Raw genomic sequence first — 25,178 nt, forward strand, 5'->3', positions numbered from 1 at the left:
GCGGGGTACGAGGTGAGCGACCAGGCGAGCACACCCGGGCGAGATGCGTACGCTCGGTGGGCACCGCCGGCCAGCAGGAGGGACCCCATGTCGGAGCACGACCGGTACGACGAACCCGGGCCGCCCGCCCCGCTGGTCGCCGAGTTCGTCGCCCTCGCCGAGAAGCTGCTCGACGCGCCGACCGTGCAGGACGTGCTCGAGCGCATCGCCGAGGCGACGCTGCGCGTGGTGCGGGGGGCCGACGTCGTCAGCGTCTCGCTGCGCTCCCGGGACGGCACGCTCGACACCCCCGCCACGACCGACCCGGTCGGCGTCCGGCTGGACGAGCTGCAGAACGAGCTGGACGAGGGCCCGTGCCTGGACGCGAGCCGGCTGCCGGGGATGGGGATCGCGTTCTCGCCCGACCTGCCCGGCGGGGAGGTCTTCCCGAAGTGGGGCCCCGCGGCCGCCGAGCTCGGGATCGGGAGCGTCATGGCGGTCGGGCTGTTCCCGGCGCAGGACCCGCCGCGGATCGGGTCGCTCGACATCTACTCGCGGCGCACGGGCGGCCTCGACGAGGCCGACCGGGACGCCGCGCTGGTCCTCGCCGCCCACGCCTCCACGGCGGTCGCGGGCTCCCTCGCCACGAGCCGGGCCGAGCTGCAGGTCACCCACCTGAGCGAGGCGGTGCGCAGCCGCGACGTCATCGGGCAGGCCAAGGGGATCCTCATGGAGCGCCGCGGCGTCGACGCCGAGGAGGCCTTCGCGATCCTGCGCTCGGCCTCCCAGTCGCTCAACGTCAAGCTCGCCCGCATCGCGGAGACCCTCACCCAGCGCCGCGGCGAGCTCTGACCGATCCGGATCCTCAGTCGGGCAGCAGCACGGCCGCGCCGGTGATCCGGTCCCCCGCCAGGTCGGCGAGGACCCGGTCCGCCGTGGACAGCGGGCGCGGGTCCACGGTGGGCCGCACGCCGAGCGCGGCGGCGAGGCGGAGGAACTCCTCGCCGTCGGCCCGGGTGTTGGCCGTGACGCTGCGCAGCTGCTTCTCCCGGAACAGCTCGCGCTCGTAGTCCAGCGCCGGGACGTCGGTGAGGTGGATGCCGGCGATCGCCAGCGTGCCGCCGGCGTCGAGCGCCCGCAGCGCGACCGGCACCAACCCGCCGACCGGGGCGAAGGTCACCGCCGCGTCCAGGGGTTCCGGCGGCATCGCCTCCGCCGGACCCGCCGACGCCGCCCCGAGCGCCAGCGCGAGTTCCCGCGCCTGCGGCGAGCGGGTCAGCACGTGCACGGCCGCGCCCTGCGCGATCGCCACCTGGGCCACCACGTGCGCCGAGGCCCCGAACCCGTAGATGCCCAGCCGCCCGCCCGGGGGCAGCTCGGCCCGCTTCAGCGCCCGGTAGCCCACGATGCCGGCGCACAGCAGCGGGGCGGCCGTGGCGTCGTCGAGCTGCGCCGGCAGGGCGTAGGCGTAGGCCTCGGGGACCACGGCGTACTCGGCGTACCCACCGTCGGCGTCCCAGCCGGTGAACCGCGCGTCGGGGCAGAGGTTCTCCCGCCCGGTCCGGCAGAACCGGCAGCGCCCGCACGTGCCGCGCAGCCAGGCGATACCGATCCGGTCGCCGACGGCGAACCGGCGCGTCCCCGTGCCCAGCGCGTCGACCACCCCCACGACCTCGTGGCCCGGCACCGTGCCCGGGTGGTGCGGGCCCAGGTCCCCCTCGGCCAGGTGCAGGTCCGTCCGGCACACGCCGCAGGCCGACACCCGCACCCGCACCTCACCCGCGCCGGGCTCCGGGTCCTCCCGGTCCACGCGGACCAGCGGGGCCGTCACGATCGGGCCGGGCCTGCCGACGATCCACGCCTTCACCCGGCCAGCATGCCGCGCGGCGGCGCCGTCGTCACCGCCCCGGAGGGGCGCCGTCGTCACCGCCCCGGAGGGGCGCCGTCGTCACCGCCCCGGAGGGGCGACCCGGTAGACCGCCCCGGCCTCGTCGTCGGTGACGTAGACGGCGCCGTCCGGGCCGGTGACCGCGGCGACCGGGCGGCCCCACCGGGAGCCGTCGGCGCCCTGGAAGCCGCCGACCAGCGTCTGCTGCGGCCCCAGCCCGCCGGCGCGCCAGGGGAAGAACGACACCTCGGGCGCGCGCGGCGGCGAGGCGTTCCACGAGCCGTGCACCCCGACCAGGGCGCCGCGGGCGAAGTCCCCGGGCAGCCCGCCGTCGACGAAGGCGAGACCGAGCGGCGCGGAGTGGCCCGGGAGCGCCTGCTCGACCCGCGGCAGGGCGGCGCAGTCGAGCGCGGCGCCGTCCGGGTTGGTCTGCACGTCCCGGGTGAACGGGACGTGCGTGAGGTCCTGGGCGGAGCCCGGCACGCCGGGCTCCACGTCCGCGTCCGGGTTGCAGTACGGCCAGCCGAGGTTGCGCCCGGGCGTGAGCCGGGCCAGGGCCTCGGCCGGGTGGTCGCGCACGTACTCCTCGATCACCTCCCCCCGCGCGGACCCCGACGTCTCGCCGTACGGCCGGTCGTACGGGTACCGGATGTTGTCCCGGTTGTTCACCGCGGTCCACACCGACCCGTCCGGGGCGATCGCCAGCCCGGTCCCGTTGCGGACCCCCACGGCGAACGGTTCGGGCGCCCCGCCACCGGGCGGCACCCGCAGGATCGACGCCCGCGGCGGGACCGCCGTGAGGTCCGCGACGGAGATGTTGGCGGTCGAGCCGACCGACACGTAGACGGCACCGTCCGGGCCGACGGCCACGCTCTTGAGCGCGTGCCCGTACCGGCCCCGCAGCTCGGGGCTCTTCGCGCTCGGCAGCCCGAGGGCGACGGGGCGCGGTGCCCCGGTACGCCCGTCGGCGTAGGGGTACGCGTCGACCCGGTCGCTCTGCGCCACGTACAGCGTCGCCCCGGCGAACGTCAGGCCGTGCGGCTGGTCCAGCCCGCGCAGCAGCTCCGTCTCCGACGCCGTGCCCCGCCCGTCGGGCACCAGGCGCACGACCCGGCCCTCCTCGGGGACCGAGACCAGCAGCGCGCCGTCCGGGGCCCACACGGCCAGCCGCGCGGAGGGCACACGGGCGAACACCGACATCGCCCAGTCCGGCGGCACCAGCGCCTGCCGGGGAACGTCCAGCGGCGCTGTTCCCAGGCCCTCCGGCACGTGCACCGTGACCGGCACCAGGCCCGCCGGCGCCGCCGCGGTCGGCGCCGGGGAGGGCCCGGCCCCGTACCCGCCGGAACACCCGGCCAGCAGGACCGCCGCGACCAGCAGGAGCACCCAGCGGGACGTTCGCATCGACAGCCCTTCCCCCGACCGGCAACCGGACTTATCGTCGCCCACCGGACGTCGGCTCGGCGTAACGCCGCCCTCGTGCGCTGCGAGGACGGCCAGGACGCCGACGCGAGGGCGGGGGGACGCGTGGAGGACCTGATCGGTCGCGGCACGGTCGTAGAGGCCCCCCTGGGCGAGCGCGGCCTGACCGCCGCGGAGGTCGCGGAGCGGATCGCCGCCGGGCGCACCAACGCGGTCGACGACCGGACCAGCCGCAGCGTCGGCCAGATCGTGCGGGCGAACGTCGTCACGCCGTTCAACGGCCTGCTGTTCGCGCTCTTCCTCGTCATCGCCGCCACCGGGCGCTGGCAGAACGGCCTGTTCGGGCTGGTCATCGTGGCGAACACCGCGATCGGCGTCGTCCAGGAGGTGCGCGCCAAGCGCACGCTGGACCGGCTCGCCGTGCTCAACGCGCCGCACGCGCGCGTGGTCCGCGACGGCGAGGTGGCCGAGATCGAGGTGGCGGACGTCGTCGCCGACGAGCTGCTCGAGCTGCGCTCCGGCGACCAGGTGCCCGCCGACGGCACGGTCACGGCCTCGGCCGGGCTGGAGGTCGACGAGTCACTGCTGACCGGCGAGTCCGACCCGGTCGCGAAGGTCCCCGGCGACCAGGTCCGCTCCGGGTCCGTCGTGGTCGCCGGGCAGGGCCGGTTCCGGGCCACCGCCGTCGGCGCCGAGGCCTACGCCAGCCGGCTCACCGCGGAGGCGAAGAAGTTCACGCGGGCCCCCAGCGAGCTGGTCTCCGGGACGAACACGCTGCTGCGGTGGATCTCGGTGATGATGCTCGTCGTCGCGCCGCTGCTGGTGTGGAGCCAGTTCCGGACGAGCGACGCCGACACCTGGCAGGACGCCGTGACCGGGACCGTCGCCGCCCTGGTCGGCATGGTGCCCGAGGGCCTGGTGCTGCTGACCAGCCTCGCGTTCATGCTCGCGGCGGTGGCTCTCGCCCGGAAGCAGACCCTCGTGCAGGAGCTGCCGGCGGTGGAGGTGCTGGCCCGCGTCGACGTCGTGTGCCTCGACAAGACCGGCACGCTCACCCACGGCGACATCGTGTTCGACCGGCTCGTCCTCCCGGCCGCGGCCGACGCGCTCGCCGAGGCCGAGGTGCGCGAGGCGCTCGCCCTGGGCTGCGCGGAACCGGGCACCAACGCGACCGCGGCCGCGCTCGCCACCGTGTTCACCGCGAGCTCCTGGACCGCGACGACGGGCGTCCCCTTCTCCTCGGACCGCAAATGGTCGGCGGTCACCGCCGGCGAGCACGGCACCTGGGTGCTCGGCGCACCCGAGATGGTCCTCCCGGAGCCCGGCGACCCCGGGTCCGTGGACCTGCTGGCGATCGCCGCGAAGACCGCGGAGGAGGGGCGGCGCGTGCTCGTCCTCGCGCACGCCGGGTCCCCGCCCGACGGGCACCTGCTCCCGGCGGCGCTCGAGGCGCGGGCGCTCGTCGTGCTCGCCGAGCGGATCCGCGAGGACGCCGCCGACACCCTGCGCTTCTTCGTCGAGCAGGGCGTGTCCCTGCGGGTGATCTCGGGCGACAACCCGCGCACCGTCGGCGCGGTGGCCACCGCGGTCGGCCTGCCCGGCATCACCGCCGCGGGGGATGCCGTCGACGCCCGGACCCTGCCCGAGGACCCCGACGCGCTCGCCGACGTCCTCGAGGAGAACCCCGTCTACGGCCGGGTCACGCCCCAGCAGAAGCGGGCGATCGTCGGGGCGCTGCAGCGCCGCGGCCACGTCGTCGCGATGACCGGCGACGGGGTCAACGACGCGATGGCCCTCAAGGACGCCGACATCGGGGTGGCGATGGGCAACGGCGCGGCCGCCACCCGGGCGGTCGCGCAGCTCGTGCTGCTCGACGGCCGGTTCGCGCACCTGCCGGCGGTCGTCGCCGAGGGCAGGCGGGTGATGGCGAACATCGAGCGCGCGGCGAACCTGTTCCTGGTCAAGAACGTCTACTCGCTGCTCATGGCGCTGGTCGTCATCGCCACCGCGGCGGCCTACCCGCTCGCGCCCATCCAGCTCACGCTGATCTCGGCCGTCACGATCGGCATCCCCGGCTTCGTCCTCGCGCTCGCCCCCAACCGGCGGCGCTACGTCCCGGGGTTCCTGCACCGGGTGCTGTGGTCGGCGATCCCGATCGGCGTGGTGATCGGGACGGCGGCCTACTCCGGCGACCGCACCGTCCGTTGGCTCGAGCCCGCGGGCGGGCTGGTGGCCGGGCAGACCGTGGCGACCGTGACGGTGCTGGTCGCCTCGCTGTGGGCGCTCACCCTGTTCGCCCGGCCCCTCACGCTCTGGAAGGTCGGTCTGGTCGGCGGGCTCGCCCTGGTCGTCGTGGTGATCCTGGCGGTGCCCGCCCTGTCGCACACGGTGTTCCTGATGGACGTCACGTGGCTGCGGGTGGGCGTCGGGGTGGGCCTCGGCGCCGTCGCGGGCCTGCTCATCGAGCTCGTCGGGCGCGTCGTCCGGACCCGGTCCGCCGCCGTCGAGCCGCTCGGCGCGACCACCCGGAACGGATGACGAGCTCCGGGCCCCCGCTCCCGACACTCCACGCAGACGGCACCGGGGGCCTGCCCGGGAGCCGCGTCCGCGAGGGGAGAAGGCGATGTCCGACGTCGAGGTCACCTACGCGGAGCCGGTGACGCGCAAGGAGACCGCCCGCACGCTGTCCGCGCTCGCTGCGGCGCTCGGCGACGCGGGCAAGGTCGAGCTCACGCTCGGGCACACGCGCATGACGGTGCGGGTACCGGACGAGGTCCGGTGCAAGGTCGAGGTGGAGATCGACGGCGACGAGGTGGAGTTCGAGGTCGAGCTCCGCTGGTCGACCCGCGAACGGGCGCGCCTCGGCCGCCCGGAGGCGCCCGGCGAGGAGAACGGGGGCCGCCGGCAGGACGGCGACGGGGCCGAGCCCTCGCCGGACGCCGCCCGGTCCGACGCCTCCGAACCCGAGCCCGCCGAGCCCGAGCGCACCGAACCCGAGCGCACCGGGCCCGAGCGCACCGGATCCGAGAGCGCCGGGTCCGAACCCGAGCCCGCCCGGCGCTCGTCCCCCCGGCGGAAGGCCGGGGCCCGCTGACCCCTGTCCCGGCCGGCCGCGCGGCCGGCCGGGACAGGGCGATCAGCGGGCGTCCCGCGGAGGTCAGACGACGACGGTGTCGATCTCCTCGTGGTGCTTCTCGAACTTCACGTACTCGTCCTCCATGATCGCCCGCGGGTTGAACAGCGGGTCGGCGAGGATGCCGTGGACGCGACGGCGCTGCATCCCCATGTTGCCGCCGTCGTAGATGGGCAGCACCGACGCCTCCCGGAGGAGCTTGCCGAAGCCGCTGGCCCGCTCCAGGCTGTTCACCCCCACGATCTGCATGCACTTGTACACGCAGTCGAACATCAGCTCGGTGACCTGGATCTTGTTCATCGCCCCGACCAGCTCGGCGTGCTGGTCGTGCTTGTCGAGGTAGTCGGCCGCCCGCCAGGAGAAGTACCGGCCCATCTCGATCTTCCCCGCGACGTCGCCGAGGACGTAGCCGACGTTCTGGAAGCCGATGATCGGCTTCAGTGCACCGGCGGTGTTGTTGCGGGCGAAGTCGAGCGCCATCTCGTAGGCGGCGCGGGCCATGCCGACCGCCGCGATCGCCGCGATCGGGCCGGACCAGGCGAAGTTGCGGTTGATGACCAGGTCGCCGTTGCCCTCCGCGCCGGGCAGCAGGTTCGCGACCGGGATGCGCGCATCCTCGAAGACGATCTCCGCGTTCGAGGCGAGGCGGTGGCCGGTCTTGTCGAGGGTCCGGTAGGTGACGCCGGGCGTGTCCCGCTCGAGGACCAGGGCCGAGAGCCCCTGCGTGCCACCCTTGTCGGGGTCGGTGCGGACGATCATCGTGCCGGCGTTGACACCACGCTCGTCCCACCCCGCCGACGACGGCCAGTACTTGCGGCCGTTGACGACGAACTCGTCGCCGTCGCGGACGGCCGTCACCCCGACCCCGGCCGGGCGCGGCAGCGGGATGTCGAAGTTCGCCGTGCCGGACGGGTTGCCCGGCGGCTCGCTCGCGGTCCACCCGCCCAGGTACTCCCCCGTCGGGTCCGAGGTCGCGGCCCGCAGGAACCTCTCCTTCTGCTCCTCGGTGCCGTACCAGGCGATCGGCATCAGGCCGAGACCGTTGCACAGGACCGTGCAGGCGAAGCCCGGGTCGACGACGCAGAGCTCCTCCGCCGCGACCGTCAGGTCGACGCACGACACCCCGCCCCCGCCGTACTGCCTCGGCAGCATGCACATCGCGATCCCGGCCTTGTACGCCTCGACGTAGGCCGGCTTGGTCATCTGGAAGCCCTTGAGCGGGTCCGGCTCCGCGTCGGCCTCGGCGACGATCGGCTTGAGGACGTTCTCGGCGAACGCACGGACCTCGTGCTGCAGCTTCTTCTGGTCGTCGGACATCGTGAAGTTGATGGTCATCGGAACTCCGGATGGCATCGGCCGTGCTCGGTACTGGTGGTGATCGCCTGCTCCGCGAGCGGAGAGGGCGGACGACGCTACGCCGCGGATCTCCGTGTCCCTAGGTTCGAAAGCCCCTCGCGCGGTGACTCCCGAGGTGTTGCGGGCCTGCACGGCGAGGAGGGGACATGTCCGACGGCCACCGGACCTTCGTGGTGATCGGCGGCGGTGTGCTCGGGCTCTCGACCGCCCGCCGGCTGGCCGCGACGGGCGCGCGGGTCACGCTCCTGACCGAGGGGCCGCTCGCCGACGGGGCCTCCGGGCGGTCGCTGTCCTGGCTCAACTCGGCCGCCATCCGGGACGCCGGCTACCACGCGCTCCGGATGCGGGGCGTCGACCGCTACCGGGACCTCCTCGCCGAGGAGGGCGGCGCGGCCGGCCGGTGGCTCGTCTTCGGCGGCGGCCTCACCTGGCGCTCACCCGGGCAGGAGGCCGACCTGCAGGCCGTTCTCGACCATCAGCGGTCGGTCGGCTATCCCGTCCGCCGGATCGGCCGCGACGAGGTGGCCCGGCTCGTGCCCGGCGTCGAGCCGGCGGCCGTGCCGGAGGCGGGAGCCCTCCTCAACCCGGACGAGGGCTGGGTCGACCTGCCGAGCCTCGCCGGCCTCCTGGCCCGGCAGGTGGTCGCGGCGGGCGGCGAGGTGCGCACCGGGTGCGGACCGGTCCGTGTCGATGTCCGCGAGGGACGGGCGACCGGGGCGGTGACCGCCGACGGGCAGCGCTTCGCCGCCGACGGCGTCCTGCTGGCCACCGGCGCCGCCGTCCCCGGCGCGCTCGCCGAGCTCGGTGTCCGGATCCCGGAACGGAGCCCGCTCGCAGTGCTCGTCCGGACCGAGCCCGTCGACACGCCTCTCCGGGCGGTGCTGAACGTGCCCGGCGTGTCGCTCCGGCCCGCGCCGGACGGCGGGCTCGCCGTCGACGCCGACTGGCCGACCGAGCACGTCCGGGACACCGGATCGGGCCACGAGGTCGCCGACGACGTCGTCGCGGACCTCCTGGACAGGGCGGGCGCGGTGCTCGCGGGCCGGCCCGCGCTGACGGCGCGCCGGGTCCACGTCGGCCCCAAACCCGTTCCCGGGGACGGCCGCCCGGTCCTGGGCGAGCTCGCCGCCGTGCCGGGCCTCACGGTCGCGTTCACGCACAGCGGGGCCACGCTCGCCCTGGTCGTCGGCGAGCTGCTGGGGGACGAGATGAGGACCGGGAACCGGTCCGAGCTCCTCGCGAGCTTCCGCCCGGAACGCTTCTCCTGACCGACCGGCAGGGGTGGCGAGGCTTCCCGCCACTCTCACCGTACAGCGCACCGAGGGCCTTGCGGCAAGGCCCGGGTCACGCCGCAGAATCGTCGGTCGGCGCCGGGAGCTGCGGAAACGAGGGACCGGCGGCGGACGTGTCCCTGATGGGGTCTCGCGGTACCCGGAACCGCGCGGGGGGAGTCGACGTGATCGACGTGATCGTCGTGGGCGGCGGGCCGACCGGCATGATGCTGGCGGCCGAGCTGCGCCTGCACGGCGTGCACGTGCTGGTGCTGGAGAAGGAGGCACGGCCCGCGCCGTTCGTCCGCTCGCTCGGGCTGCACGTGCGCAGCATCGAGGTGATGGCCCAGCGTGGCCTGCTCGAACGGTTCCTCGCGCACGGCCAGCGCCACGAGGTCGGCGGCTTCTTCGCCGGCATCCCGGTGCCCTGGCCCCGGCTCGACAGCGCCCACGGCTACGTCCTCGGCGTTCCGCAGACGACCACGGACCGGCTGCTGGAGGAGCACGCCGCCGAGGTCGGCGCCGAGATCCGGCGCGGCCGCGCGCTCGTCGGGCTGGGCCAGGACGCGGACGGCGTGACCGCCGAGCTGGCCGACGGCACCACGCTGCGCGCGCGCTTCCTCGTCGGCTGCGACGGCGGCCGCAGCACGGTGCGCACGCTGCTCGGCATCGGCTTCCCCGGCGAGCCCACCACGGTCGAGACGCTGCTGGGCGAGATGGAGGTGGCCGCGCCGGCGGAGACGGTGGCCGCCGTGGTGGCGGAGGTCCGCCGCACGCAGCAGCGGTTCGGCCTGGGGCCCGTCGGCGACGGGGCCTACCGGGTGGTCGTCCCCGCCGCGGGGGTCACCGAGGACCGCTCGGTCCCACCGACCCTCGAGGAGTTCCGGGCGCAGCTGCGGGCGGTCGCCGGCACCGACTTCGGCGTGCACTCCCCGCGCTGGCTGTCCCGCTTCGGCAACGCCACGCGCCAGGCCGAGCGCTACCGGGCCGAGCGCGTGTTCCTGGCCGGCGACGCCGCGCACGTCCACCCGCCGACCGGCGGGCAGGGCCTCAACCTCGGCATCCAGGACGCGTTCAACCTCGGCTGGAAGCTCGCCGCGGAGATCGCCGGCTGGGCGCCGGAGGGCCTGCTCGACACCTACGAGGCCGAACGCCACCCGGTGGCCGCGGACGTGCTGGACACCACCCGCGCGCAGATGGAGCTGATGTCCACAGAGCCGGGCCCCCGCGCCGTGCGCCGGCTGATGGCCGAGCTGATGACCTTCGAGGAGGTGAACCGCCACCTGATCGAGAAGATCACGGCGATCGCGGTCCGGTACGACCTCGGCGGGGACCACGACCTGGTCGGCCGCCGGATGCGGGACGTGCAGCTGGAGAAGAGCCGCCTCTACGAGCTGATGCACGGCGGCCGCGGGTTGCTGATCGACCGGACCGGCCTGCTCTCGGTCGCGGGCTGGGCGGACCGGGTCGACCACGTCGTCGACGTCGGCGAGGAACTGGACGTGCCCGCGGCCCTGCTGCGCCCGGACGGCCACGTCGCGTGGGTCGGCGAGGACCAGCAGGACCTGCTGACCCACCTCCCCCGGTGGTTCGGCGCGGCCGCCACCCCACCCCGCAACGGCCCCTGCAGTCGGACCGACGCTCTCACTTCGGACGCTCGTCGTCTCGCCCGTGCGGGCCGGAGCCCGTGCCGGCCTCCGCGGGACGGAGGGGAACCACCCTGACGGCGAGATCCCGCAGCGTGCGGTAGGCGCGCCGATCCCGGCGGTAGTACCACAGGTCGTAGATCAGCAGGTTGATCGGTACCCACAGGACCACCCAGGCGACCGTCTGCAGCCCGGTCGACAGGGCGTCCTCGATCGAGCCCGGTTCCGTCGTCCCGAGGACGCCGACCGAGCCGTTGATGAACAGCACGGCGAACAGCCCCCACAGGAGCGTGCGGATCCCGAGCCGCCGGACGCCGTCGAGGTCGTCGTCCAGTACGGCGATCCGGCGGCGGCACTCCCGGGCCAGGGCGGCCCGGACATGTCCCTCGAGGCCGGGCGTGAGGACCTCGCCCGGCAACCCGACGGTCACCCGCAGCGTGGCCCTCCGCGCGGCGCGCTGAACCGCCCGCACCATCACCTCGAGGCCGGGTCGCGGGTCGTAGCCCTCCAGCTCCGGGGCGAAGGGGTCGAGCCGCGGAGCCTCGAACAGGTGCTCGATCCGCCGCATCGGCAGGTACAGGGTGACCTCGCGCGGTCGGCGACGCCAGAGCCTCATGATCCGACACTAGCCGGTCGGACAGGCCGGATCGTCGCGCCGGGAGAGCCGGGACCCCGCCGGAAGCCGAGCCCTGCTCGGGCTCCCGGCCACGGCGGTTCCCGTCGGCGCAGGGCGGGGCGCGGGTCGTCCGTGTCCGCGATCTCCCTCGAGATGCGTCCGACGGCGAGGGATGTGGCTGTTCGGCACGCCGGGCCGAGCGTCCGGCGCGCGGGACGCGGGTCGAACGACGCCCTGTGTCCCGTCCCTCCGACCGGGGTGGCGCGGCGGAGCGCCGGACGAGACTCGACCTGTCGGAAGCAGGTCCCGCCGAGGACGCGGAGGTCGGAATGGGACACCACGAGCACGGAGCGGCGGTGCGGGACGACCTGCGCGAGCTCGGTCGGGAGCTGCGCCGGGCGATTCCGGCGGTCTACCGCGGCTACGCCGGGTTGCACGAGGCCGCGCTGGCCGAGGGCGCTCTCGACCGGCGCACGAAGGAGCTCATCGCGCTCGCGATCGCGGTGACCCGGGAGTGCGACGGCTGCATCGCCTCGCACGCGCAGGGCGCGGCCGCCCAGGGCGCGAGCGAGGCCCAGGTCGCCGAGGCGCTCGGCGTCGCGATCCTCATGAACGGCGGGCCGGGAACGGTCTACGCCCCGCGCGCCTTCGACGCCTTCCGCGAGTTCGCCGCGGCGTCGACCTCGTGAGGACTGCACGCTGTGCGACGCCTCCGTGATCGAGGTCGGCGGGTCCCTTCCGCCACGGCTGTGGGTGCGTGAGAACGCCGCGTGGGGCCGGAGAAGACTCCGGCCCCACGCGGTGACCGCTCGCGTGCTCCCCAGCCGACGAGCGGTGAAGTGTTCCGGTCGCCGTCGAGGTCCGACCCGGACCACCCAAGCATCCAGCGGCGGGGCGGCCCCTTCCCGGGCCCAAAGCCCTGAGACCGGGGGCCGAAGGCCCACGTCCGTGGTCCCGGCTCGAGGACACGAGGCATCCCGCAAAGGACTTGAGCTGAACCACGGTCGAGGTTCTAGCGTTGTCGCCAGATCGCCGGCGGCCGGCGCCACCGAGCCGCTGCCGGCGGCCTCCGACCGGCGCGGACCGACGAGGGGACAAGGATCATGGCCGTCGAGCTGAACCACACGATCGTCGCGAGCAAGGACAAGGTGGCCGGGGCGGAGTTCCTGGCAGAGCTGCTCGGCCTGCCCGAGCCACAGCCGTTCGGGCCGTTCCAGGTGGTGACATTGGCCCACGGACTGAGCCTCGACTTCGCCAGCACGGACGAGGACGTCCATCCCCAGCACTACGCCTTCCTCGTCACCGAAGCCGAGTTCGACCAGATCCTCGCCCGGATCACCGACCAGGGCATCCGGTACTGGGCCGAGCCGCACCCGCCGCACCGGGAAGGCGAGATCAACACCAGGGACGGTGGTCGGGGTCTGTACTTCGCCAGCCCGGACGGCCACTACCTGGAGATCCTGACGCGCCCCTACGGCAGTGGCGGCTGAGCACCCGTGCTGCGTCAAGCGATCCTCTCGTAGCGCAGGTACACGGTGCCGCCGCGGAAGGCGCGCTGCTCGACCAGCCGCAGCCGCAGGTCGACGCCGAGCGGGACGTAGGGCTTGCCGCCGCCGGTGAAGGCCGGCACCACCCGCGGGCGGAACTCGTCGATCAGGTCCAGCAGCGACGCGGCCAGACCGGCGCCGCCGACGGCCAGGGCACCGTCGGTCTCCTTCTTGAGCCGGACCACCTCCTCGATCGCGTCGGCGCGGCGCACCAGCCGGCACCCGGGCGCGACCGAGGCCAGCGAGTCGGAGAACACGATCCGCGGCGTCGCGGCGTACAGCTCCGCGAACTCCGCCTCCGTCTCGGGCCCGTCGGCCCGCTCCGGCGCCGTCCAGAACTCCTCCATGACCTCGTAGAGGCCGCGGCCGAACAGGAACGCCGCCGTCTCGCGGGTCTCCTGGTTGGCGAAGCGGTGCACCTCCTCGTCCGGCTCCGAGAAGGCGATGCCGCCGGCCGGGTCCTCGATGTAGCCGTCGAGGGAGATGCTCATCGAGTAGCTCAGAGTTCCCATGGGCCGGTAGACCGCCCGGCGCACCCGAACTCATCGTCGGCGAGCCTGGACGAGCACCGAGATCGACGTCCGGTCTCCCGGGGTCGCCGGTCCGGCCCTTGCGCACCCCGGGCGTGCCGGGGCTTCTACGTCGACAGACCGAGCCGCGGCCGTTGTCCGGACATTCGCCGGCCGATCGAAAGGACCGGTCAATCGATCAGTGCGGTCCCGACGGCGGCGGCCACGCCCGCGAGCGTCTCGGCCGGCATCCCGACCCGGCAGCGCACGGACATCGGCAGGGCGGGGACGGGCGGCAGGTCGTCGCGGCGGACCAGGCCCTCGGGGATGCTGTCCATCGTCGCCAGCAGGGCGACCCCCAGCCCCGCCCGAGCGGCCGCGAGCACCCCGGCGAGGTAGGCCGCCTCGCAGGCCACGGTGACCGGGCGCGCCGCCGCGGCGAGGGTGGTCAGGGCACGGTCGCGCACGGCGCAGGGCTCGTCGAGCGCGACGAGCGGGAGCGGACCCTCCGGTGGCCGCCACCCGGGCGCGGCGAACCAGTGCAGCTCGAGCTCGCCCGCGTCGGCGGACCGGTCGTCGACGGCCTCGCCCATCACCAGCGCCAGGTCCAGGTCACCGCGGTCCAGCGCGGCGCGCAGGTTCACCCCGCGATCGAGGCGGTAGCGCACGTTGCCCCCGAGCACCCCGGTCAGGCGCGGGAGCAGCAGGTCCGCGGCGTGCTCGGTGGAGCCGAGGGTCAGCGACGCCGGGGCCGGGGCCGAGAGCCGGGCGAGCACCTGGTCGTGCAGCGCGAGCATCCGGCGCGCCTCGGGCAGCAGCACCTCTCCGGCGGCGGTGAGCCGCGATGCGCGTCCCACTTTGCGGAACAAGGACTGGCCACAGGCGGCCTCCAACCGCCGGACGTGGTGGCTCACGGTCGGCTGGCTGACGTGCAGCACCTCGGCGGCGCGGTGGAACCCACCGTGGTCGCAGACCGCGACGAAGCTCCGCAGCGCGACGACGTCGAGCGTCCGGTTCGGGGCGGTCACGGCATGAGTCACTGCGCCAGTGCAGCACGACCGATAGAGCTTGCCTATCGACTGTGATCGGATTCCCGAGTTGGACGTTCCGCGCGGCGGAGTGTCACGATTCTGGACGTGACGAGCGACGAGCAGCGCGTGGCGCACCCCCGCGTGGGTGGCGTCCCTGCCGTCGTGATGACCTTCCGTGTCGCGGCCCCCCGGCTGACGCGCCGGCTCGCGGTCGATCTCGGCCGCACCTCGACCGCGACGTGTCGTCGCGGGCCGCGCCGTGTCTGATCCCTGCGCCTGATCGCAGACCTGTTCCACCCCGTCGGCCCCGCCGTGTTCCGCGGCGGACGGCCTCGAGAAATCCGCGCGCCCGTCACCCCGTCGTCCCCGCCTCACGAGGACGCGGTCGGCCGTGCGCGCTCCACCCCGTGAGAGGACCGACCCATGGGTCGACAGTTGAAGCTCGGCGCCGTGCTGATGGGCGTCGGTGGCCCCGGCCAGCACGACGTCTGGCGCCATCCCGAGATCCCCGGTGACGCCAGCGTGGACATCCGCTGGTACACCGCCCGTGCCCGGCAGGCCGAGGACGCGTTGTTCGACCTGGTCTTCATCGTGGACAGCCAGTTCATCACGCCCGATTCGCCGCCCCACTACCTGAACCGGCTCGAGCCGCTGACCCTGCTGTCCGCGGTCGCGGTGTCCACCACCCACATCGGGCTGGTCGGCACCCTCACCACCAGCTACAACACCCCGTTCAACCTCGCGCGGCGGCTCGCCTCGCTGGACCTCATCAGCGGCGGCCGGGCGGGGTGGAACGTCGTCGCCACCGGGGACGGCGGCACCGCGGCCAACTACAGCCGGGACGAGCACTACGACTACCCGTCCCGGTACGGCCGCGCGCTGGAGTCCGTGCAGGTCTGCCAGGGCTTGTGGAACTCCTACGAGGAGGACGCGTTCCCCCGCGACCGGGAGACCGGCGTCTTCCTCGACCCGACGCGCCAGCACCGCCTCGACCACGTGGGCGAGCACTTCCACGTCCGCGGCCCGCTGAACATCGTCCGGTCCCCGCAGGGCCAGCCGGTGATCTTCCAGGCCGGTGACTCCGACGAGGGCCGCGACCTCGGGGCGACCGTCGGCGAAGGGATCTTCACCCACTCCGCGACGATCGAGCAGGGCGTGGCGTTCGCCCGGGACATCCGCAGCCGGGCGCGGGCCAAGGGCCGCAACCCCGACGAGATCGTGATCATGCCGGGGATCACCCCGGTCATCGCGGACACCGACGCCGAGGCCCGGGCGATCGAGCAGGACACCCGGCTGAACAAGGACTTCGCGAAGACCCTGGCGCAGTTCGGCCGCCCGTTCGGCTGGCACGACTTCAGCCGCTACGACCTCGACGCCCCGTTCCCGGAGCTCGGCGACCTCGGCAACGACAGCTTCCGGACGCAGGCGGACCGGATCAAGCAGGTCGCGCGCGCGGAGGGCCTCACCCTGCGCGAGACCGTGCACCGGTTCAGCACCTCGACACCGGCGCCGTTCGTCGGGTCCCCGGTGACCGTGGCGGACCGGATCCAGGAGTGGTTCGAGGCCGGCGCGCTGGACGGGCTGAACGTCCACGTGACCGTGCCGAGCGAGTTCGCCCGCTTCACCGACGAGGTCCTGCCGATCCTGCGGGACCGCGGGGTGGTCCGGTCCTCGTACGAGGCCACCACCCTGCGCGGCAACCTCGGGTTGCCGATCCCCCGCAACACCCATGCCGTCGCGCGAGAGCGCGCAGACGTCACAGCGCGCGAGCGGGCCTCCGTTCGCGTCCCCGCCTGATCCCGGAGACCCACACCCATGTCCCGCCTCATCCGGCTCGCCGCCGCCGTCGCCGTCCTGGTCGTCACCCTGGCCGGCTGTGCGGGGGCCAACGCCGGCGCCACCTCGCAGACCCTCAAGTGGGGCTTCAACCTCCCCACCAGCTGGGACCCGGTCACGTCCAGCACGGGCAACGACATCAACACGATCAGCCTCGTCTACGCGTCGCTCACGCAGCTCGACGAGAAGGGGACGGCCGGGCCCGGCCTGGCCGAGTCCTGGACCTACAACGCGGACGGCACCGCGGTGACGTTCGTGCTGCGGCCCGGGCTGACGTTCACCGACGGCACCCCGCTCGACGCCGACGCCGTGCGGCAGAGCCTGCTCCGCGGCAAGACGCAGGAGAACTCGCTGCTCAAGGACCAGCTGGCGACGATCTCCGACGTCACCGCCGACGATCCGACGCACGTCACGCTGCACCTCGCCGCGCCGGACTACCAGGTCCCGAACCTGTTGGCGGGCAAGACCGGCGCGATCGTCAGCCCGGCCGCGTTCACGAAGGATCCCGGCGCGATCCCGACCGCACCGGTCGGAGCCGGCCCGTTCAAGTTCGAGAGCTTCGTCCCCGAGTCCAAGGCCACCCTGGTCAAGAACCCCGACTACTGGGACGCGGCCGACGTGAAGATCGAGCGACTCGAGCTCACCGCCGGGACCGACCCGACCTCCGTCATCGCCGCGGTGCAGTCCGGCGCGCTCGACGTCGCGACGATCACCGGCCGGCAGGTCGAACAGGCCAAGGCGGCCGGCCTGGAGGTCGACGTCGTCGACTCGTTCACCGTCAACCAGGTCGACGTGCACTCCGGGCTGGCACCGCTGACCGACCGCCGCGTCGTCGACGCCCTCAAGTACGCCGTCGACCGGCAGGCGATCATCGACGTCACCAACGGGGGCATCGGGAACGTGACCTACCAGCCGTTCCCACAGGGCTACGTCGCCTACAACCCGGCCCTGGACCAGGCGTACGCCTACGACCCGGCGAAGGCGAAGTCGATGCTCGCGGCGGCCGGGTACGCACCCGGCAGCCTCTCCCTCACCGTCACCGTGAACTCCGTCGCCCAGTCCACGGCCGAGCTGGTGCAGCAGCAGCTCCAGGCGGTCGGGGTGAACGCCACGATCAAGGTCGTTCCGCCGGGATCGTCCACCTGGCAGCAGGAGGTCTACCTGGGACGCAGGGCGCAGTTCGCTCTCGACGGCACCGTCGGCCGCGAGTCGCCGGTGCAGAACCTCGGGGTGGTCTACGGGCCGCAGGGGCTGATGAACACCTCCAAGGAGGCGTCCCCGGAGTTCCTCGCCGCGCTCGACGAGGTACGCCGCACCCCGCTGGACGACCCGCGCTACCCGCAGGTCCTGCAGCACGCCGTCGAGCTCGGCGTCGAGATGTCCCCCAGCTTCTCGCTGGGCACCAGCCCCCGCATCGCCGTGCGCAACCCGCGCGTCTCGCCCCTGCCGCACTTCCTCTCGCAGTACCGCTGGGAGGGCGTGACGGTGGCCGCGCCCGGGAGCCGGGCATGACGGCTCAGCTGACCGAACCGCTCACCGCCGGGCCGACCCTCACGACCCCGGTCGCGCCGCAGCCACCGGCCCGCCGGCGCCCGGGTCTCGCGCTCCTCGCCTGGCTCGGCCGGACACTGGCCGTGACCGTCCCGGTGTTCCTGCTCGCCACCCTGGTGACCTTCCTGCTCGGCGCGTTCAGCGGGCTGAGCCCGGCAGGGCGGCTGCTCGGGGACGCCGCGACCCCCGAGGACGTGGCCCGGGTGAACGCGCAGCTGGGCCTCGACCGGCCGGTGCTGGTGCAGTACGTCGACTGGCTCGGCCACGTCGTCCGCGGCGACCTCGGCACCTCCTGGCTCAACGGCGTCGGCGTGGCCGAGCAGATCGGCCAGCGGCTCGAGGTCTCCCTGTCGGTCGCCGGGTTCTCGCTGCTCATCGGAGTCGTCGTCGGCACCGCTCTGGGCGTGCTCGCCGCGGTGCGCCAGGGCAGCTGGGCAGACCGGGCCGTGACGGCCTTCTGCACGCTGATCTCCACCCTGCCCCCTTTCGTCGTGTCGATCGGGTTGATCGTGGTGTTCTGCGTGTTCTTCCCGCTGTTCCCCTCGGCGGGCTACGTCTCGCCGACCGAGGACCCGAGCGCGTGGCTCACCCTGATCACGCTGCCCGCGATCGCGCTCTCGCTGGACGCGGTGTCCGACATCGCCCGCCAGCTCCGCACGGGGCTGGTGGCCGCACAGCGGGAGAACTACGTCGTCGGGCTGGTCGTCCGCGGCCTCCCGCCGCGGCGCATCCTGCTGCGTCACGTGCTGCGCAACGGCTCCGGGCCCGCCCTGTCCGTCCTCGGTCTGCGCGTGCCGATGCTGATCGGCGGGGCCGTGGTCACCGAGAGCATCTTCGGGATGGCCGGGTTCGGCCGGTTCGCCGCGGACGGGGCCGTCCGTGGGGACGTGCCGGTCGTGCAGGGCACGCTGGTCGTGGCGATCGTCGTCGTGCTGCTGTTCAACCTGCTGGTCAATGCCGCGCTGGTCCGGCTGCGCCCGGCCGCCCAGCGGGGGTCGTGATGAAGGCCGTGTTGCGCCACCGCATCGGCGCCGTGTCCGTGACGTTCCTGGTGCTCGTGGCCCTCCTCGCGGTGTTCGGCCCGCTGCTCGCCCCGCACGACCCGCTGCAGCAGAACCAGGGCGCTCTGCTGCAGGGGCCCTCCCCGCAGCACCTGCTCGGCACCGACAACCTCGGGCGCGACGAGCTGTCCCGGCTGCTCGCGGGGTCGCGGCTGTCCCTGCTCGCGGCGCTCGAGGCGGTCGTCGTCGGGCTGGTGCTCGGTACCGTTCCCGGCCTGCTGTCGGTCTACCTCGGCCGTGCGTTCGAGTGGACGACGCTGCGGGTCATGGATGCGTTCGTGACGCTGCCGTTCCTCGTCTTCGCGGTCGCCATGACCGCGCTGCTGGGCAACGGGCTGACCCAGGCGATGCTCGCCGTCGGGATCCTCGTGTCGCCGGCGTTCTACCGGGTCACCCGGGCCGCGGCGTTCCCGGTGGTGGGCTCGCAGTACGTCGAGGCCGCCCGGCTGGCCGGTGCGCCCGCCTGGTTCGTGCTGCGCCGCCACGTCTGGCCCAAGGTGCTGCCCGCCGTCGCCGTGACCACCGCGGCGACGCTGGGCAGCAGCCTGGTCATCGTGTCCTCGCTGACCTTCCTGGGGATCGGGATCCGGCCGCCGGAACCCACCTGGGGCGGGATGCTGGCCACCTCGCTGGAGTACCTGTTCCAGCGGCCGACCGCGCCGCTGGCGCCGGCCCTGCTGGTGATCCTCACCGTCGGGGCGTGCAACGGGCTGGCCGACACCCTGCGGGACGTGACCGGGGTGTCGCCGCGGACGTCGCGGAAGGAGAAGGCCCGTGCCGCTGCTTGAGATCCGGAACCTCGCCGTCAGCCTCGGTCCGGGGCACCTCGACGAGCCGCTGGTCTCCGGCGTCGACCTCGCGCTGCCCCGCGGCGGCACCCTGGGCATCGTCGGGGAGTCCGGCAGCGGCAAGTCGCTGACCTGCCGCTCCGTGCTCGGCATCCTCCCGCCGGAGCTGCACACCGGCCCGGACACCTCGATCCGGTTCGACGGCGTGGAGCTCACCGAGCTGGATGCGACGGGCTGGCTGCCCTACCGCGCCGACCGCATCGGCGCCGTCTTCCAGGACCCCGGCTCCTACCTGGATCCGTCCGTCCCCGTCGGGCGCCAGCTCGCCGAGGTGCTGCGGGTCCGCGGCGGGCTGCACAAGCGGGAAGCCCGCGACCGGGCCCTCGAGCTGTTCACCGAGGTCGGGCTGCGCGAGCCCGCCCGGGTCGCCGGGCAGTACCCGTTCGAACTGTCCGGCGGCATGCTGCAGCGGGTCCTGATCGCCATCGCGATCTGCCGGGACCCGGACCTGCTGATCGCCGACGAGGCGACCACCGCACTCGACGTCACCGTCCAGGCCGAGGTGCTCGACCTGCTCGCCGACCTGCGGGAACGGCACGGGCTCGCGCTCGTGCTCGTGTCCCACGACCTCGCCGTGGTCGCGCAGGTGTGCGAGGAGGTCGTGGTCATGCGCTCCGGGCGGATCGTCGAGCGCGGCGCCGCGGAGCAGGTCCTGCGCGCGCCGCAGCACGAGTACACCCGCTCGCTCGTCGAGGCGCACGCCCGCTTCGGCATCGAGCACGTCCGGGAGGCCCACCGTGTCTGACCTGGTGGAGGTCCGCGATCTCGCCGTGTCCCTCGGCCGCGGGCGGGCCCGGCGGGAGATCCTGCACGGGGTCGATCTCACCGTGCGGCCAGGCGAGATCCTCGGGCTGATCGGCGAGACCGGGTCGGGGAAGACCACGCTGGCCCGCAGCCTGCTCGGGCTGAACCGCATCGACCGCGGCACCGTCTCGGTCACCGGGACGGACGTCGGCGGCCTCCGCGGCGGGGCCCTGCGGGCGTTCCGGCGCGCCGGCTCCGTGCAGTACGTCTTCCAGGACCCGCTGCAGAGCCTGGACCCCGACCTGCCCCTCGGCCGCTCCGTCGGAGAGGCCCTCGAGGTGCGCGGCTCGTCGCAGATCGCGGACCGGGTCGCCGAGGCGCTGGTGCGGGTCGGGCTCGATCCCGCACTCGCGGCCCGGCGCCCCGCCGAGGTGTCCGGCGGCCAGCGTCAACGCGCCGCGATCGCCCGCGCGCTGATCACCGAACCGCGCCTGCTGCTCTGCGACGAGCCGGTCAGCGCGCTGGACGCGAGCAGCCGCACCGCGGTCCTGGAACTGCTCCTGCGGCTGCGGGACTCCGGCCCGGGGCCGGAGGCCGACGGAGCCGGCGGAGTGGGCGGGCACCGCGTGGGGCAGCTCTTCATCTCCCACGACCTCGGCTCCGTCGCCGGCGTGACGGACCGGATCGCCGTGCTCTACCACGGCCGGATCGTGGAAGCGGGCCCCACCGCGCAGGTCATCGGCGAGCCCACTCATCCCTACACCCGGCTGCTCGTCGGCTCCGCCCCGACGCTCGACGGCGCCGGACTCGACCGCACCGCCCGGGCCGCCCTGCGCGCCCAGCTCGTCTGAGAGGAACAATCATGACCGTCTCCCCCGCCGCGGTGCCCGTCGTCGCCTCCTGGCGCGAGCCCGAGGCCGTGGCCACCCGCGGCACCGTCCTCGTCGTCCCCGGCCGCGGTGAACACGCCGGCGTCTACGAGCGCTTCGGGCGCCGGATCGCCGCCGACGGCTACCGGGTCTGGGCCGTCGCCGACCCGACGGCCGACCCCGGCCGCACCGAGCACCAGGTCCGGGCGCTGCTGGAGTCCGGACCGGACTCCGACACCGGCCCGCACCCGCGCGTCCTGGTCGGCTCGGACGCCGGCGCGCTCTTCGCCGCCGGGCTCGCGGCGGACCTGCCCGGCGTGGCCGGACTCGTCCTGGCCGGTCTCCCCCTGGGCCGCGGCCCCGCACCCGAGGACGAGATCACGGCGCGCACCGCCTGCCCGGTCCACCAGGCCCGGCTCCGGGACGACGACGGCGTGCGGCACGGCGCCCTGGAGATCCCGCCGCCCGCCGAGTGGATCTCCCGGGCGGATCCGGCGCGCGTCCGCGTCCCCGTGCTGGGACTGCACGGGGAGGCGGACAGCATCGCCCCGCTCGACGACGTCCGCGGCTGGTACTCCGGCCTGGACGACGTCGAACTGGTCACGGTCTCGGGCGGACGGCACGACGCCCTCAACGACGCCACCCACCGGAGCGCCGCGGCCACGCTGGTCCTGTTCCTGGAGCGGCTCCGCGCCGGCGTTCCCGCCCTCGTCCGCCGAGAGGTGCTCTGACCGTCGCCCGAGCCGGAGAGTGGGGCAGGTCGGGCTCGAACCGACGACCTGACGGATTATGAGTCCGCTGCTCTGACCAACTGAGCTACTGCCCCTCGGGCGACAGGCTAGCGGCCGGGCCCGAGTGCGCGGCGCCGCCCGTGCAGTGCACACGCCCGAGCGGCTGACGCGTGGAGCGCGACCGGCCGTCGCTCGGTGCGCGAGCCGCGGTGCAGCAGCAACCTTCACTACGGTCTCTCGTTGAAGCTTCAACTGGAAGGTCGCAGGTCACCGCGGGCGAGATCACCGTGCAGCTCGCCACGGTGGAGAGCGACCAGGCGCGCCGGGACGACCGGTTCACCGGGAACATCATGAACGTCGCGGAGTACCCGACCGCGACCTTCCGGCTCACGGAGCCCCTCGACCTCGGGGAGGGCTGCACCGGTGGCGACCGCGCGACCGCGGACGCCACCGGCGAGCTGACCGTGCGCGGCGCCACCCGGCCCGTCACGTTCCCGCTCACCGCGGTCCGCAACGGCACCGGGATCGACGTCTCCGGCTCGGTCCCCGTCGCCTTCGCCGACTTCGGCATGACCCCGCCCAGCATCGGCGACTTCGTGAAGGTCGACCCGACGGGTCAGATCGAGTTCCTGCTCACGCTCGCGCCCGCGAGCTGATCAGGCCAGCTTCTTGCGCAGCCCGTCGATGCCGCCGGCGTAGACGCCCTGCGCGAAGGTGCGGTCGAGCTCCTCCTCCTGCCCCGCGTCCGCGTCGTACTCCGACCACCACTCGACGAACGACTCACCGGTGTCGGTGACCGGGGCGACGCGGACCGTGGAGACGTAGCGGCGCGCGTCGAAGGGGTTCGCGCCGGTGAAGGCGTAGGTCAGGGTGCGGCCGGCGTCGTCCATCGCGAGCAGCTTCTCGTCGAAGGGGTCGCCGCCGTCGGCGAGGGTCAGCCTGCGCACGGCCCCGACCGCCCCGTCCGTGCCCTCGACGATCTCGCTCTTCGCGACCGCGGGCAGGAAGTCGGGCAGGCCGTTGAAGGCGCGCAGCAGCGCCCAGACCTGGTCGGCGGGGGCCTTGACGACGCCACTGGCATAGGGACGGGGCATGGTCACTCCAATGTGTCAGAGGGCGTTCTTGAAAGCGCGGGTCTGCTCGACCAGCGCGGTCTCGGTGGGCAGGCGCTCCATGGAGGAGGCGCCGTAGAACCCGTGGCAGGCCTTCGTCCGGCCCAACACGTACGCGGCGTCCTCCGGCATGGCGATCGGGCCGCCGTGGCAGAGGACCAGCACGTCGTCCCGCTCCTCGAGCGCGGCGGCGGACCACTCGTCGATCAGCGCGACGCAGTCGTCGAGCGACTTCGCGGTCTCCGCGCCGATCGAGCCGCCCGTGGTCAGGCCCATGTGGCACACGACGACGTCGGCGCCGGCCCGGGTCATCGCGCGCGCGTCCTCGGCGGAGAAGACGTAGGGCGTGGTGAGCAGGTCCTGGGCGCGGGCCGCCGCGACCAGCTCGACCTCCAGCCCGTACCCCATGCCCGTCTCCTCGAGGTTGGCCCGGAACACGCCGTCGATCAGCCCGACGGTCGGGAAGTTCTGGATCCCGGCGAAGCCGAGGTCGGCCAGCTCGCGCAGGAAGCGGTCCGTGAGCATGAAGGGGTCGGTGCCGTTGACGCCGGCCAGCACCGGGGTGTGGCGCACGACCGGCAGCACCTCGGCGGCCATCTCGACCACGATGTCGTTGGCGTTGCCGTAGGCGAGCAGCCCGGCGAGCGAGCCGCGCCCGGCCATCCGGTAGCGGCCGGAGTTGTAGATCACGATGAGGTCGATCCCGCCGGCCTCCTCGCACTTGGCCGAGAGCCCGGTGCCCGCGCCCCCGCCGACGATCGGCTCGCCGCGGCGCGCCATCTCCTGGAACCGCTCCACCAGCTCGGCCCGGCGGAACCTCATGCCGTCACCTCCCGCTGCACCTCGCGCCAGGCCGCGACGACGGCGTCGGCGAACTCCGGATCGTTGATCGCCACCGGAACCCTCCGCAGGACGGCGCGGTGCTCCAGATCGGACTCCAGGGCGGCGAGCAGCGCGGCGTCGGCCTCCGGGTCGTGGAACGGCTGGCCGGGCACGTCGAGCAGCGAGACCCCGCCGGTCGGGACGAGGAACAGCGCGGGCCCGGTGAACGCGTTGATCTTGCGGGCGAGGAAGGCGCCGATCTCGGCGTTCTCCTCCGGGGTGGTCCGCATCAGGGTGACCTGCGGGTTGTGCTCGTAGAAGAGCCGGTCCGCGAAGCGGGCCGGCACCGTGTCCCGCGGGCCGAAGTTGACCATGTCGACGGCGCCGACCGAGCCGACGTACGGCACGCCGGTGCGGGCGATCGCGTCGAGCCGGTCCTCCCCCGCCGCCATGACGCCGCCGACCAGCAGGTCGGCCACCTCGGTGGTGGTGAGGTCGAGCACGGAGGAGACCAGGCCGTCGTCGACGAGCTTCTCCATCGCCTTGCCGCCCGTCCCGGTCGCGTGGAAGACGAGTGGGTCCACCTCGCTCCCCAGCCGCTCGACGACGGCGGTGACCAGCGGCGTCGTCACGCCGAACATGGTCAGCCCGACGGCCGGCCGGTCCTCCCCCGCCGGGATCTCGCGGGTCATGGCCCCGGCGAGCATGTGCGCGGCGTTGCCCAGGACGAGCCGGGAGATGCGGTTGAGGCCGGCCACGTCGGTGACCGAGTGGAGCATCGCGATGTCGGCGGCCCCGACGTACGGTGCGGTGTCGCCGGACGCGACGGTCGAGACCATCACCTTGGGCACGCCGACGGGCAGTGCGCGCATCGCGGGAGTGACCAGCGCGGTACCGCCGGACCCGCCCAGGCCGAGCACGCCGCCGACCTCCCGGGCCGGCAGCCAGCGCTCCAGCGCGACGGCCATCGCCGCGACGGCGCTGCCCCGGTCGCCGGTGAAGACGGCGCCGGCGCCGTCGGGGTGTGCCGCGGCCACCTCGGCGGCGGGCACGTCCGCCCCCGCGGCGCTCTTGTCGGAAGTGGACACGTCCACCGAGGTCACGGCCAGGCCCGCGGCGCGGAGCAGCTCCGCGACGTGGCGCAGCTCCGCGCCCTTGGTGTCGTGCGTGCCGATCACGTACGCAGGACCCATTCCCGGAGTCCTA

24 protein-coding genes and 1 tRNA gene are annotated in these 25,178 nt (G+C 74.1%); 15 read left to right on the forward strand and 10 right to left on the reverse strand.

Annotated elements, in window-relative coordinates:
- The first annotated feature begins 87 nt into the window (after positions 1-87).
- The gene (locus ACFQH9_RS03445; protein WP_379564084.1) at positions 88-831 is read left to right on the forward strand and encodes a GAF and ANTAR domain-containing protein; all 744 of its coding nucleotides are present in this window, start codon (positions 88-90) and stop codon (positions 829-831) included.
- 13 nt (positions 832-844) lie between these two features.
- Here the strand turns inward: ACFQH9_RS03445 and ACFQH9_RS03450 are convergent, their stop codons facing one another.
- Both ACFQH9_RS03450 and ACFQH9_RS03455 read right to left on the reverse strand, forming a co-directional pair.
- The gene (locus ACFQH9_RS03450) at positions 845-1,846 is read right to left on the reverse strand and encodes a zinc-dependent alcohol dehydrogenase family protein (protein WP_379564086.1); all 1,002 of its coding nucleotides are present in this window, start codon (positions 1,844-1,846) and stop codon (positions 845-847) included.
- An 81-nt stretch (positions 1,847-1,927) separates the two neighbouring features.
- Entirely contained in the window at positions 1,928-3,271 is a 1,344-nt protein-coding gene (locus ACFQH9_RS03455; protein WP_379564088.1) for a PQQ-dependent sugar dehydrogenase, read from the reverse strand.
- A gap of 123 nt (positions 3,272-3,394) precedes the next feature.
- Here ACFQH9_RS03455 and ACFQH9_RS03460 point away from each other — a divergent pair, with 123 nt between their 5' ends.
- Positions 3,395-5,827 (forward strand): HAD-IC family P-type ATPase, encoded by a 2,433-nt coding sequence (locus ACFQH9_RS03460; RefSeq protein ID WP_379564090.1) that lies wholly within the window; start codon positions 3,395-3,397, stop codon positions 5,825-5,827.
- An 85-nt stretch (positions 5,828-5,912) separates the two neighbouring features.
- Positions 5,913-6,383, forward strand: coding sequence for an amphi-Trp domain-containing protein (locus tag ACFQH9_RS03465; RefSeq protein WP_379564092.1), 471 nt, complete (start codon positions 5,913-5,915; stop codon positions 6,381-6,383).
- Positions 6,384-6,446: 63 nt separating this feature from the next.
- On the opposite strand, the gene ACFQH9_RS03470 is transcribed toward ACFQH9_RS03465, so the two are convergent.
- The gene (locus ACFQH9_RS03470) at positions 6,447-7,757 is read right to left on the reverse strand and encodes an acyl-CoA dehydrogenase family protein (RefSeq protein ID WP_379564094.1); all 1,311 of its coding nucleotides are present in this window, start codon (positions 7,755-7,757) and stop codon (positions 6,447-6,449) included.
- Between the two features lie 167 nt (positions 7,758-7,924).
- On the opposite strand from ACFQH9_RS03470, the gene ACFQH9_RS03475 reads away from it, so the two are divergent.
- Both ACFQH9_RS03475 and rox read left to right on the forward strand, forming a co-directional pair.
- Positions 7,925-9,046 carry an NAD(P)/FAD-dependent oxidoreductase gene (locus tag ACFQH9_RS03475; protein WP_379564096.1) on the forward strand — a complete coding sequence of 374 codons (1,122 nt, stop codon included), beginning with the start codon at positions 7,925-7,927 and terminating at the stop codon, positions 9,044-9,046.
- 188 nt (positions 9,047-9,234) lie between these two features.
- Positions 9,235-10,773 (forward strand): rifampin monooxygenase, encoded by a 1,539-nt coding sequence (rox, locus tag ACFQH9_RS03480; protein WP_379564098.1) that lies wholly within the window; start codon positions 9,235-9,237, stop codon positions 10,771-10,773.
- On the opposite strand, the gene ACFQH9_RS03485 is transcribed toward rox, so the two are convergent.
- On the reverse strand, positions 10,694-11,311 hold the full coding sequence (locus tag ACFQH9_RS03485) for a hypothetical protein (RefSeq protein ID WP_379564100.1): 618 nt from the start codon (positions 11,309-11,311) through the stop codon (positions 10,694-10,696). The two genes, rox and ACFQH9_RS03485, sit on opposite strands and share 80 nt — an antisense overlap.
- A 329-nt stretch (positions 11,312-11,640) precedes the next feature.
- On the opposite strand from ACFQH9_RS03485, the gene ACFQH9_RS03490 reads away from it, so the two are divergent.
- Both ACFQH9_RS03490 and ACFQH9_RS03495 read left to right on the forward strand, forming a co-directional pair.
- On the forward strand, positions 11,641-12,000 hold the full coding sequence (locus tag ACFQH9_RS03490) for a carboxymuconolactone decarboxylase family protein (RefSeq protein WP_379564102.1): 360 nt from the start codon (positions 11,641-11,643) through the stop codon (positions 11,998-12,000).
- Positions 12,001-12,414: 414 nt separating this feature from the next.
- Positions 12,415-12,801 carry a VOC family protein gene (locus ACFQH9_RS03495; protein WP_379564104.1) on the forward strand — a complete coding sequence of 129 codons (387 nt, stop codon included), beginning with the start codon at positions 12,415-12,417 and terminating at the stop codon, positions 12,799-12,801.
- Positions 12,802-12,815: 14 nt separating this feature from the next.
- Here ACFQH9_RS03495 and ACFQH9_RS03500 read toward each other — a convergent pair whose 3' ends face one another.
- Positions 12,816-13,370 carry a dihydrofolate reductase family protein gene (locus ACFQH9_RS03500; protein WP_379564106.1) on the reverse strand — a complete coding sequence of 185 codons (555 nt, stop codon included), beginning with the start codon at positions 13,368-13,370 and terminating at the stop codon, positions 12,816-12,818.
- A 188-nt stretch (positions 13,371-13,558) separates the two neighbouring features.
- The gene (locus ACFQH9_RS03505) at positions 13,559-14,395 is read right to left on the reverse strand and encodes a LysR family transcriptional regulator (RefSeq protein ID WP_379564108.1); all 837 of its coding nucleotides are present in this window, start codon (positions 14,393-14,395) and stop codon (positions 13,559-13,561) included.
- A 426-nt stretch (positions 14,396-14,821) separates the two neighbouring features.
- On the opposite strand from ACFQH9_RS03505, the gene ACFQH9_RS03510 reads away from it, so the two are divergent.
- Genes ACFQH9_RS03510 through ACFQH9_RS03540 form a run of 7 tightly spaced genes read left to right on the forward strand, consistent with a single transcriptional unit; the run spans position 14,822 to position 22,038 of the window.
- Positions 14,822-16,195, forward strand: a complete 1,374-nt coding sequence (locus tag ACFQH9_RS03510; protein ID WP_379564110.1) for an LLM class flavin-dependent oxidoreductase — start codon at positions 14,822-14,824, stop codon at positions 16,193-16,195.
- An 18-nt stretch (positions 16,196-16,213) separates the two neighbouring features.
- Positions 16,214-17,746, forward strand: a complete 1,533-nt coding sequence (locus tag ACFQH9_RS03515; protein ID WP_379564112.1) for an ABC transporter substrate-binding protein — start codon at positions 16,214-16,216, stop codon at positions 17,744-17,746.
- Positions 17,743-18,786: an ABC transporter permease gene (locus ACFQH9_RS03520; RefSeq protein WP_379564114.1), complete on the forward strand. Its 1,044-nt coding sequence runs from the start codon at positions 17,743-17,745 to the stop codon at positions 18,784-18,786. Before ACFQH9_RS03515 ends, ACFQH9_RS03520 begins: the two co-directional genes overlap by 4 nt.
- A complete protein-coding gene (locus ACFQH9_RS03525; protein WP_379564116.1) occupies positions 18,786-19,634 on the forward strand; it encodes an ABC transporter permease in 849 nt (282 codons plus the stop codon). Before ACFQH9_RS03520 ends, ACFQH9_RS03525 begins: the two co-directional genes overlap by 1 nt.
- Positions 19,621-20,439, forward strand: a complete 819-nt coding sequence (locus tag ACFQH9_RS03530) for an ABC transporter ATP-binding protein (RefSeq protein ID WP_379564119.1) — start codon at positions 19,621-19,623, stop codon at positions 20,437-20,439. The genes ACFQH9_RS03525 and ACFQH9_RS03530 overlap by 14 nt, the downstream gene beginning before the upstream one ends.
- The gene (locus ACFQH9_RS03535; protein WP_379564121.1) at positions 20,432-21,289 is read left to right on the forward strand and encodes an ABC transporter ATP-binding protein; all 858 of its coding nucleotides are present in this window, start codon (positions 20,432-20,434) and stop codon (positions 21,287-21,289) included. Before ACFQH9_RS03530 ends, ACFQH9_RS03535 begins: the two co-directional genes overlap by 8 nt.
- 11 nt (positions 21,290-21,300) lie before the next feature.
- Complete coding sequence (locus ACFQH9_RS03540; protein ID WP_379564123.1) at positions 21,301-22,038, forward strand: alpha/beta hydrolase; 738 nt, start codon at positions 21,301-21,303, stop codon at positions 22,036-22,038.
- A 20-nt stretch (positions 22,039-22,058) separates the two neighbouring features.
- Here the strand turns inward: ACFQH9_RS03540 and ACFQH9_RS03545 are convergent.
- A tRNA-Ile gene (locus ACFQH9_RS03545) sits at positions 22,059-22,133 on the reverse strand.
- A gap of 114 nt (positions 22,134-22,247) precedes the next feature.
- On the opposite strand from ACFQH9_RS03545, the gene ACFQH9_RS03550 reads away from it, so the two are divergent.
- On the forward strand, positions 22,248-22,694 hold the full coding sequence (locus tag ACFQH9_RS03550; RefSeq protein WP_379564125.1) for a YceI family protein: 447 nt from the start codon (positions 22,248-22,250) through the stop codon (positions 22,692-22,694).
- On the opposite strand, the gene ACFQH9_RS03555 is transcribed toward ACFQH9_RS03550, so the two are convergent.
- The 3 genes from ACFQH9_RS03555 to ACFQH9_RS03565 are packed head-to-tail and all read right to left on the reverse strand — an operon-like array spanning position 22,695 to position 25,165.
- A complete protein-coding gene (locus tag ACFQH9_RS03555; protein WP_379564127.1) occupies positions 22,695-23,132 on the reverse strand; it encodes an SRPBCC family protein in 438 nt (145 codons plus the stop codon). It abuts the gene before it with no gap.
- A gap of 15 nt (positions 23,133-23,147) precedes the next feature.
- Positions 23,148-23,972: a phosphoenolpyruvate hydrolase family protein gene (locus ACFQH9_RS03560; RefSeq protein ID WP_379564129.1), complete on the reverse strand. Its 825-nt coding sequence runs from the start codon at positions 23,970-23,972 to the stop codon at positions 23,148-23,150.
- Entirely contained in the window at positions 23,969-25,165 is a 1,197-nt protein-coding gene (locus ACFQH9_RS03565) for a Tm-1-like ATP-binding domain-containing protein (RefSeq protein ID WP_379564131.1), read from the reverse strand. The genes ACFQH9_RS03560 and ACFQH9_RS03565 overlap by 4 nt, the downstream gene beginning before the upstream one ends.
- Positions 25,166-25,178: the final 13 nt, after the last annotated feature.

The sequence above is a fragment of the Pseudonocardia lutea genome (assembly GCF_042658055.1).
In the GTDB taxonomy this organism is placed as follows: Bacteria; Actinomycetota; Actinomycetes; order Mycobacteriales; family Pseudonocardiaceae; genus Pseudonocardia; species Pseudonocardia lutea.

What these genes read in the sequence shown, in the direction of transcription:
- ACFQH9_RS03555 (WP_379564127.1), bottom strand. Translation starts at nt 23,132, where the DNA reads ATGCCCCGTCCCTATGCCAGTGGCGTCGTCAAGGCCCCCGCCGACCAG.
- ACFQH9_RS03540 (WP_379564123.1), top strand. Translation starts at nt 21,301, where the DNA reads ATGACCGTCTCCCCCGCCGCGGTGCCCGTCGTCGCCTCCTGGCGCGAG.
- ACFQH9_RS03510 (WP_379564110.1), top strand. Translation starts at nt 14,822, where the DNA reads ATGGGTCGACAGTTGAAGCTCGGCGCCGTGCTGATGGGCGTCGGTGGC.
- ACFQH9_RS03495 (WP_379564104.1), top strand. Translation starts at nt 12,415, where the DNA reads ATGGCCGTCGAGCTGAACCACACGATCGTCGCGAGCAAGGACAAGGTG.
- ACFQH9_RS03525 (WP_379564116.1), top strand. Translation starts at nt 18,786, where the DNA reads ATGAAGGCCGTGTTGCGCCACCGCATCGGCGCCGTGTCCGTGACGTTC.
- ACFQH9_RS03485 (WP_379564100.1), bottom strand. Translation starts at nt 11,311, where the DNA reads ATGAGGCTCTGGCGTCGCCGACCGCGCGAGGTCACCCTGTACCTGCCG.
- ACFQH9_RS03490 (WP_379564102.1), top strand. Translation starts at nt 11,641, where the DNA reads ATGGGACACCACGAGCACGGAGCGGCGGTGCGGGACGACCTGCGCGAG.
- ACFQH9_RS03465 (WP_379564092.1), top strand. Translation starts at nt 5,913, where the DNA reads ATGTCCGACGTCGAGGTCACCTACGCGGAGCCGGTGACGCGCAAGGAG.
- ACFQH9_RS03565 (WP_379564131.1), bottom strand. Translation starts at nt 25,165, where the DNA reads ATGGGTCCTGCGTACGTGATCGGCACGCACGACACCAAGGGCGCGGAG.
- ACFQH9_RS03475 (WP_379564096.1), top strand. Translation starts at nt 7,925, where the DNA reads ATGTCCGACGGCCACCGGACCTTCGTGGTGATCGGCGGCGGTGTGCTC.
- ACFQH9_RS03455 (WP_379564088.1), bottom strand. Translation starts at nt 3,271, where the DNA reads ATGCGAACGTCCCGCTGGGTGCTCCTGCTGGTCGCGGCGGTCCTGCTG.
- ACFQH9_RS03560 (WP_379564129.1), bottom strand. Translation starts at nt 23,972, where the DNA reads ATGAGGTTCCGCCGGGCCGAGCTGGTGGAGCGGTTCCAGGAGATGGCG.
- ACFQH9_RS03515 (WP_379564112.1), top strand. Translation starts at nt 16,214, where the DNA reads ATGTCCCGCCTCATCCGGCTCGCCGCCGCCGTCGCCGTCCTGGTCGTC.
- ACFQH9_RS03445 (WP_379564084.1), top strand. Translation starts at nt 88, where the DNA reads ATGTCGGAGCACGACCGGTACGACGAACCCGGGCCGCCCGCCCCGCTG.
- ACFQH9_RS03500 (WP_379564106.1), bottom strand. Translation starts at nt 13,370, where the DNA reads ATGGGAACTCTGAGCTACTCGATGAGCATCTCCCTCGACGGCTACATC.
- ACFQH9_RS03470 (WP_379564094.1), bottom strand. Translation starts at nt 7,757, where the DNA reads ATGACCATCAACTTCACGATGTCCGACGACCAGAAGAAGCTGCAGCAC.
- ACFQH9_RS03520 (WP_379564114.1), top strand. Translation starts at nt 17,743, where the DNA reads ATGACGGCTCAGCTGACCGAACCGCTCACCGCCGGGCCGACCCTCACG.